General features: G+C 36.3%; 8 protein-coding genes. All 8 read right to left on the bottom strand.

From position 1 onward, the window contains the following. Positions 1–189 precede the first annotated feature (189 nt). The 8 genes from HY817_01620 to HY817_01585 are packed head-to-tail and all read right to left on the bottom strand — an operon-like array spanning position 190 to position 8,576. Positions 190–885 (bottom strand): M23 family metallopeptidase, encoded by a 696-nt coding sequence (locus tag HY817_01620; protein MBI4835937.1) that lies wholly within the window; start codon positions 883–885, stop codon positions 190–192. Between the two features lie 14 nt (positions 886–899). Then, entirely contained in the window at positions 900–1,214 is a 315-nt protein-coding gene (locus HY817_01615; protein MBI4835936.1) for a hypothetical protein, read from the bottom strand. 24 nt (positions 1,215–1,238) lie between these two features. Next, positions 1,239–3,647, bottom strand: a complete 2,409-nt coding sequence (locus HY817_01610; protein MBI4835935.1) for a phage tail protein — start codon at positions 3,645–3,647, stop codon at positions 1,239–1,241. Continuing rightward, positions 3,648–4,283, bottom strand: coding sequence for a phage tail protein I (locus tag HY817_01605; protein MBI4835934.1), 636 nt, complete (start codon positions 4,281–4,283; stop codon positions 3,648–3,650). It abuts the gene before it with no gap. Further along, positions 4,276–5,385, bottom strand: coding sequence for a baseplate J/gp47 family protein (locus tag HY817_01600; GenBank protein ID MBI4835933.1), 1,110 nt, complete (start codon positions 5,383–5,385; stop codon positions 4,276–4,278). The genes HY817_01605 and HY817_01600 overlap by 8 nt, the downstream gene beginning before the upstream one ends. Continuing rightward, the gene (locus HY817_01595) at positions 5,382–5,753 is read right to left on the bottom strand and encodes a GPW/gp25 family protein (GenBank protein MBI4835932.1); all 372 of its coding nucleotides are present in this window, start codon (positions 5,751–5,753) and stop codon (positions 5,382–5,384) included. The genes HY817_01600 and HY817_01595 overlap by 4 nt, the downstream gene beginning before the upstream one ends. An 8-nt stretch (positions 5,754–5,761) precedes the next feature. Further along, complete coding sequence (locus HY817_01590; protein MBI4835931.1) at positions 5,762–7,678, bottom strand: phage baseplate assembly protein V; 1,917 nt, start codon at positions 7,676–7,678, stop codon at positions 5,762–5,764. After that, positions 7,590–8,576, bottom strand: a complete 987-nt coding sequence (locus HY817_01585; protein ID MBI4835930.1) for a phage protein D — start codon at positions 8,574–8,576, stop codon at positions 7,590–7,592. Before HY817_01585 ends, HY817_01590 begins: the two co-directional genes overlap by 89 nt. Positions 8,577–8,596 lie beyond the last annotated feature (20 nt).

Below are 8,596 nucleotides of genomic sequence, written 5' to 3'. Positions count from 1 at the left end.
CAGATGGTTTGACACTTTTGGATTTTCAGAAATATAGGCTAAAAACTTTGCCTTATCTCATTATATCAGTAATAAATTCTAGAATACATTTTACAATCCTATCTCTAAACTGATAGACAAGCCAATTTCAAAATGTTAATACAAATAAAAGCGAATTTAAAGGGCATTTAAACGCCCTTTAAATCGTATTTAACGAGAAGGTAAATAAGGTAGAGGATTTACTGGCTTGCCATCAACAATAACTTCCCAATGTAGATGCGGACCGGTGGAATGACCCGTTGAGCCGACTATTGCTATTTTTTGCCCTGGAATAACTTTATCACCCGTTTTTACAAACAATACTGAGCAATGGCCATAACGTGTGACTAAACCACAACCATGATTGATGTCTACACAATAACCGTATCCATTGTGGTGGTTCGTATTTGTGCCCATGTCTGCGAATATTACTGTTCCCATCGCTGCTGCAACAATTGGTGTTTTATCTGTAGCTGGCACATTTTTTATATCCTGGCCAGTATGATAATAAACTTGCCCTTTAGAATTCCTTCTTTTCTCCCCAAAAAGTGATCCTTTTACGCCTTCCATCGGCCAGATCATACTATTTTTGTTTTGAATCGATGGTTTGAATTTTTTACCTAACTGCATAATTGCATATTCAACACTATTGTAAATTGCATTATTATTATCTAACGCTACATCTAAAACATTAAATAATTTAATTGTTTCTTTAATCGTAGCTTCATTATCAGGTGCGGTTTCAAGTTTGCAGATAGCAAAAGTTAAATCATTTAAAGCTTTATCAGTGTTAGCTTTTGTTTGAAGATAGATTTGATACAGTTTTACAAGTTCTTTAATGGTTGGATTAATTGTCATAATACTCATCTCCCTAATTAATTTTATTGCTGAAATTTAGCTAAAAGTTCAGGAGAAATAGGGAAACTATTATCTTTTGCAACAAATCGACTATAAACTAAAAATTCTAGAACTTCGCCTATTGTTACACCAGCTGGTGGTATAAAATTTCGTATGGCTTCAAAATCTTCACCTGTTATGGGATCAATTATAAGAGTTTCTCTATCAGCTAGACTATTATCTTCAAGCACTAGACAACGGTAACAATCAGCAGTGATACTTTGATTTAAATAATCAAGCCTTAAAACGTTTGGGGAATAAGCTAATTTAGTAGTTATTTCAGTATTTGTAATTATCATAAAAATCCTTTCTAATTATACTTATTAAACTTGTGTTCCAGTAGCATCTACCCATTGGCCGAGTGAATTCATCCAGATGGGCTTACCAATTGTTGTATCAAAATATAGATATCCTATTTGAGCCGTTGATGGCCTATTTGCACTTGTACCATGCTGATTACTTAAGATAGTATAACCATCAAGTCCATTTGAAGGTGTTCCATCTTTATAAACAATGTTTCCGTCATAAATCCATAAATTAGTAGTTCCCATAAATAATTTAGTTAGACCGTTATAATCTGCACTAAAGGCATCATGATCATTAGCAATAGTATTATTGACATTATGATTACACTTCAGATTGGTTACAGTACCAAGTTTCCTGTAGTTATATAAATATCCAGACATATTATTGCCTAACAAGCTTATCAGATCGGATACTGAAGTACCATTATAACCAAGGCAAATTCCCGTACCCCTAAGCACTCTAATCTCACCGTGGACTGAGCCTTGATGAGTGTAAGTTAAATTAGTTGTCAACGTAAAAGTATTATTGACAGTATCTCTGGATTGTATTACTTTACCCTCTTCTCTAACAGTACCTGGTTCAATAAGTATATAGTCACCATTAACTGCAACGGTGGCATCATCAACATTTAAAACGTTCTGACCAGAAGTAGAATCCGCACGTACATAAGTAACTGGCGGTATATTACGACCAACATTATTCGCCAGATTAACATTTATACAATCAATAATCCATATTGCTTTATCAGCACCTACAATCGCATTATCTGCTATTAATGAATTTTGAACAGAAGATAACACTATTGAATTATTTACATTGTAGAAAGTATTGCCAGTAATATTAAAACCACCTCTATATGTTGCAGGATCTCCTAATGCTGGGGTACTATGCACACCATAAGTACAATTATTTGCTGTATTCCCGCATACAGTAATATTTGTTGATGGATATTCACCCTGATCTATTAAACTATATGCAGAGGTACATCCTTGAACGGCATTACCAGTAATAGTTACATTACTTGCACCTGAGACATCAATACCCGGTGGTTTATGAATACTTGCACCAGTGCCGTCAATTGTGTTATTTGCTATCGTGCCATTTGTTGAATCAACAACATACATTATAGAGCTATCATTAGTATTTTTTATATAATTATTTGATATAATACAATTTTCGGAACTTGCAGTAACCCCTATACCTCCGCCTGTTTGGCCTCTGGTTGTATCCATTATATTTTTATCAATAATACAATTGGTTTGATGCCAGAGGCAAAGCAATGTTTGCTCACTATTATAACCATAGAGATTATGATAAATAGCGTTACTGGCACTTTCAACAAATACACCATAAAACCCAACTGGTAAATTGGAGCAATTAAAATAAAAATCACTTAAAACACCATTATCAAATGTATCATTATCGGTAGTATAAAGTAATCCTGCATAACTTTCACCTTCATCAAAGGTTATTCCTTCTTTTGCGATTAATTGACTTTGTAAACCAGCGCCAGCCATTTTTAATCCAGCTTTTAATTTTAATTTACCAACTAAATAATGGCCGGTGAAATATACACCAGCATTTTCGTGCAGAATTGCAGTATCTATAGCTTTCTGAAAAGCGGCTGTACTATCGACTAATCCACCTTTGACTGCGCCGATAAACATATCAGGATTAAAAACTAGCAGATTTTGAAAAACTGGACTTACATTGCTGCCGATAAATGGAGCTTGCCAGATTGGATCATTTGTAAATGTAACTATTTTAGCCGTAGCTGGCTGAAGAATAGCTCCCGGTGCAAATACCGCCACAACATTAGCTGGATAAGTAATATTTGCCGAAGGGGCATAAGTATAAGGCGGATGATAAATATAACAATATGTTTCGCCCGCAGCGGTAAGAGTATTAGCAATATTATATTCATAATCGTTAACATTAAATATTTTTAAGTCTCTTCTTGGTAAGCCATCCACATAATCCCGACTGGCCCAGGCAAGTGCCGGATCAACTATAATTTGAATTACATCTGCGTTTTCTACTGACAATATTGCTTTTAATCTTAAATCTTTTGTGGAGCCTTGATCATAAACTGGTTTTTCAGAAGCTGGAACTTTACCGACCGCAACCATATCGCCTTCAGAATCAAATAAACCAAGTTCCCGAATCCAGAATGGTCCTTCTTCAGGAGGAATAGCAGCTTCAATAACAACCTGATTTTCATTTGTAGGATGCAGTTCTACGGTTTCAATAGAGCCTCGCCAAACCTCATTGACCAGAGCGGTTTGAGTTTGAGATGGTTCATAATAAGCTCCATTTCCATCTCCTACAGCAGCTTCTGTTATTTGTACTTTAATACCTGTAACTTCAGCATTTGCAATTTTAGCTAGCCCAATATTTGTTAACTTCATATAAAAATTTTCTGACATTTATGCAGCCTCCGGATATATCGTAATTACTTCACCTAAATTAACATTGATAGCGACTTTCGGAACATCATAACTAATCTCTAATTCATCAAGACTGTATGGTAAAATTTCAATTGTTTCACCAATTTGAGCAATACAGCCAATATGTATATACGAAAGGTTTGAAAGATATATAATTAAAACATCTAGCCAGCTTCTGACGTTTTTTTGCTCTTCAATAAGCTTCAACAGTAAATTGGCAGTATTATCATCCAAGCCACGGTCAAAAAGATTTACAAAAACCTTAAAATAATATGGATCTCCGGCGTATTCGAACCATTCTTGCACTCCGCCTTCCATATTTAGAACTTCCAAGACTTGTAATATTGCATATTTTGTGCCTTTGTAGCGATGTCTATCAATAGCAGTTTTAACCAGTGAACGTTTTTTTGCTTCCGTATCTGCCAGCAACCAGCCTTCATTGCCCATAACATGAAACTGTTCAGCTAGATGTGGCAAAGCGGATGCATTAACATTATCAATGATATAAACCAATAATGTTGATAAATCCAGCTCAGCGATTCTATCAAGCAACTTATTGTATTCAATCGTTGATTGATCTTTTATTCCGTCAGGTACTAATCTTCTATCACTCATCGAGCACCTCATAAGATAATGTACCAATTGTGCCGTTTGCCCATTCATTAAAATCTATCTCTGTCGTTACTGGTAGACTTAAATCAACTTTATAGACACCATAAATACTTTGAATAACATCAATGATCTGACTTTGAACTATATCTTTGCCTAATGATAGCTTTAAAGCATTAATATAAGTAGTTAATGCTGTATTGACCTGAGTTTCAACGCTTGTCTGATCAACCCAATTGTAGAGTGTAATTGTTGCCGAAATAGTAAAATTAACACTCTCAGGTGATAAAACAGTCACATTATCAGTCAACGGTCTAACCCGCTCTTCTTGCAATACTTCATCCACAAGATCCAAAATTTCTTCTGAAGGATTACCGGTTCGTAAAAGTGGGTATACATCTACGCTGCCAGGAGTTGGGCTATTAACTGCAACATCTATAATTGTTGAATGTGCGGTTTTTGACCAATAAGTATAAGCGCCTTTACTGCCAGCATTATTAAAGGCTTCAGGGGCAAGCTTGATTCTTGCTCTAAATGAATCATCATCTTCAATGCCAGCGCCACCATTAGATGTTGTAATATTGCTAACAGATTCAACATAAGCAACTACATCTACTAATTCGGTAATTTGTCCTGCAATATATCCGTTTGCGTTTTCACCAGCTTCAGTTGCCTGAGCGATAACATCTCCGGTTGTGTTTCCTGCGATGATACTCAAGGCTTCTTTAGTTTCAAAAGTGTATTTGCCATCTTTTGTATCTATTTTTGTTCCTGCAGCAATAGTAACAGTAAATGATTGTGCTGAGTTCAAAGTAAATCTTAAGGTTGTAAGTGCTGATTGAGGAATAATTCTATAGCAGCCGACAAGTTCGCCAAGAAAATCAAGTGCCGGATAATTTGCATAATTGACCAGATTTTGCTTTGCGGCTTCCTGAATGCCAATTCTTATAAGATTTTCTCTATAGGCAATTGTATCAATAAAAACACGCTCAACCTGAGCAGGATAAAGCGTTCTATCGGTATCAGTCTCAAATTTCTCAACCATTTCCTGAGTTATTTGATCAATATTTCTTGATATGAATTGTGGTTCAGGTAATCCGGTGGTCATTTTAAATTAACCTCCGTATAACTTTCAAAATCGTAATCTTTCAGCTTCCAATTCACTCTTAATGATCCGTGGCCATTTGCAGTAAGTTCTAAAACATCTACTGATTTTACAGTAACTCTGGGTTCCCAGCTATTAACAGCATCAATAGTTTCCAGAATAATACCAGGAATAGCAATATTAATTGGCTGGTCAATATACTTCAATAAATCAGTCCCAAAAAGTGGTTCGTGAGGTCTTGAGCCTTTTTGAGTTGTAACTATTGTGCCTATGCATTGGTCAATATCGTCAATATTCTCAACCACATCACCAAAGCTTTTAAGCTTTTGTTGCCAGTCTAGAGATTTAATTTCATCTATTCTAATCGGCATAATGTCACCTAATTCAAGTTATTTCCAGCGTAAGTACGTAAGAGCATATCAATTTGCTTGACCTGAGCGGCAGAAAGTACACCTGCACAAACACAAATAAGTCCTAATTTAAAGCTGCCAATCATAGATCTATTCCCTGAAGCGTCAAGTGTAAAATTGCCAATATTGCCGGCCTTGTCCTCCATTGCAGTATAAGATCCATAATTAGCATTAGTGTCGTCGATTTGAGCTCCGTCCCTATATAGTTTGATATTTGCAGCGGTAGCCCCTGTATCTTTTGTCATTATATAGGTATGAAAACTACCTACATCTGACGATAAAGCAGTATTATAAGAACGTCCTATCTGACCAGCGGTTGAATCGTCATAGCATACTCCTTGAAGTTTACCGGAATTTAATTGAAATCTATATTCCATCTGTGTGCTACCGGTAGTTGAGACAGACTTGCTAAATATGCTTTGTGTGCCGGTCATACTGTTGGGATTTATAAGAGAAATGATACTGAACGTTGCAGGCTCAATAAATGTAAAGTCTGCATGATCTGCTATTTGATAATATGCTGAACTCGTCAGATCTAAATATCTTGCAAGTCCTGAATAACTCGGTGATAACGTTGAACCATTTGCGCTCAAGGTTGTATTGTGAGCAAGTGTGCCCCTGTCATATAGCGTTGTAGAGGCTCCGTTTTGATCGCCCAGCCATAAGCCTTTGATGTTTGCAGACCCAAGGGTTGAGTGTAATTCACTAATAACTCTGCCTTTTGCGTTGTCAAGAATACTGTTAAAATCAGTCGCCAACAAATATCCATCTACTGATGGTGTAGCAGCCCCTAATTTACTTTTTATAGTTGCCTGGGTTTCATCACCAGAATTAGTTCCGCTTGTGTTTGAGATTACTGTCTTTTGAGCATCGCTGCAATATCGTTTATCAGAGCTATCCGGCAAATCTGCTGTTGTTGCACCACCAGCAACATTTGAACCATTCCCTTTGATAATGCCTGAAAGATCAGTCGTTGTGGATGTTGTAATATTATTCGGCCCAGCCGGTCCTTGTGCTCCGGTTGCGCCTGTGGCTCCAGTATTTCCTTGAATACCCTGAATGCCTTGAGGTCCTTGTAAACCAGTTTCGCCCTGAATTCCTTGCTCGCCTTGAGGTCCCTGTTCACCCTGCGGGCCTTGTGGCCCAGGTGGTCCTTGAGGGCCAGGTAATAATTGAATACCATTAATTAAATTATCAATATAGCCTTTATTTGCTGCATCGGTATCTTCAGCGCATTGAGCCAGATTACTTATTTTCTTGTTAGATACATCAACAGACTCTTCAGGCGATAAGCTCATAGATTTACTTGTCAGTGCAAGATTTCCAGTGCCTTCAGTTGCATTAACATTACAAACAGGTGCAATTATTTCAACCTTTGTATCACTTTGAACGGTGATATCTTTTTCTGAAGAGATATTAATTGTATCTTTAGCAGTAATTATTGTTGTTTTTTCAATCTCAAGCTCTATGTCACCATTGATTTTACCTGTTAATTTATGTTCTTTTTTATCGTATTCAATCCAGGTTCCATCTTCATATTTTTTATGAAATTTATTAGCATCTGTTACTGGCGGAGGATCTTCATCAGAATAAATTGCTCTTAAAACAATACCCTCTTCCATCTTTTCATCCATTAAACAAGCTACTTGCTCATTTATGGAAGGCATTTTGTAGTCTTGATCTTTGAGCGAAAAATCCTGGCCTACTGATAACCAGTAACTAACCATATTATCCAGATCAGGGAATTCTACTCTAGCTTTAACTTTTTCTTCATCGATAGCAACAACTACACCAAACTTAAGCAATTCTTCTGACCTCCACCGATGTGGAATAACCATCAGTTTTAAATTGCGTATGAGTTGATTTAACAACAGCATATTTGCCAAAGAGTTTTTTCATTCCAGTTAAGTTTATATTTGATCCAGAAACAACAATTGGTTCGCCTTCAAATTCCAATGTGCCTTCAGTTTTAAGGTTATTAGTTCTTTTTAGTGCTGCTTTTGCTTTGGCCTCTGCCTGAGCTTTGTTTTCGGCTCTTTCTGATAATTTCAGCACATCGCCTTTTTTTGTTTCACTTGTTGAAACACTCGCAGATACAAGCTTTTTAGTTTTGGGGTTAAAATAATTAACCTCACAAGCTTTAAAGGTTTGATCGGCTTTATCTCGCAGGCTATAAGATTTTAATTGTTTTCTATCTATTGAATGAACTGTATTTGCTGCGTCTAAAGTTTCAATTTCATAGAATACAAGCTTGTTATCGACAATTTTAAAGACCTGTCCGTATTCTTCTGCCAGTTGACGAAGATAACTCAAATCTGTCATATTTTTCTGTGTTTTACGCTTAAATTGTATATTTTGCACATTCCCAACTATTGTAAAACCGTGCTTTTGTGCAATTTCTTCAGCAATTTGTTTTAAAGATGTGTTTTCATAAGCTTTTGTATTTTTTTGTCGTAGCGCTTTTGTGATATTAGTGCTTATACCTCTGATTGTGAGCGTATCTGGAGGACCATTTGCCTCACACTCATCTATTTCAAAACTACCGCAAGGAAGGAGCTTTTCACCTTCATAGCCAATCATCAAACTAATAATATCGCCTTTTTCTGGATACCATGAATCTATCCATCTTAGATCAGAGTTTTCAACATTGATTTCGATCTCATCAGCAGTGCCGTGCTCGTTGTCAGTGTAGGTCACAGAATTAACAAAAGGGGATATCTCGGTTGTAATATCTTTATGATCGTATTCTAAAATCCATACAGGTTTTCTAACTTTTAAACTCATATTTTCCTTCTATTTTGGGG

Source organism: Candidatus Abawacabacteria bacterium (assembly GCA_016207805.1).
Taxonomy (GTDB): domain Bacteria; phylum Patescibacteriota; class Gracilibacteria; order RBG-16-42-10; family RBG-16-42-10; genus JACQZO01.
The sequence above is the reverse complement of the archived record's forward strand: the minus strand, read 5'-3'. Positions and strand labels throughout refer to the sequence as shown.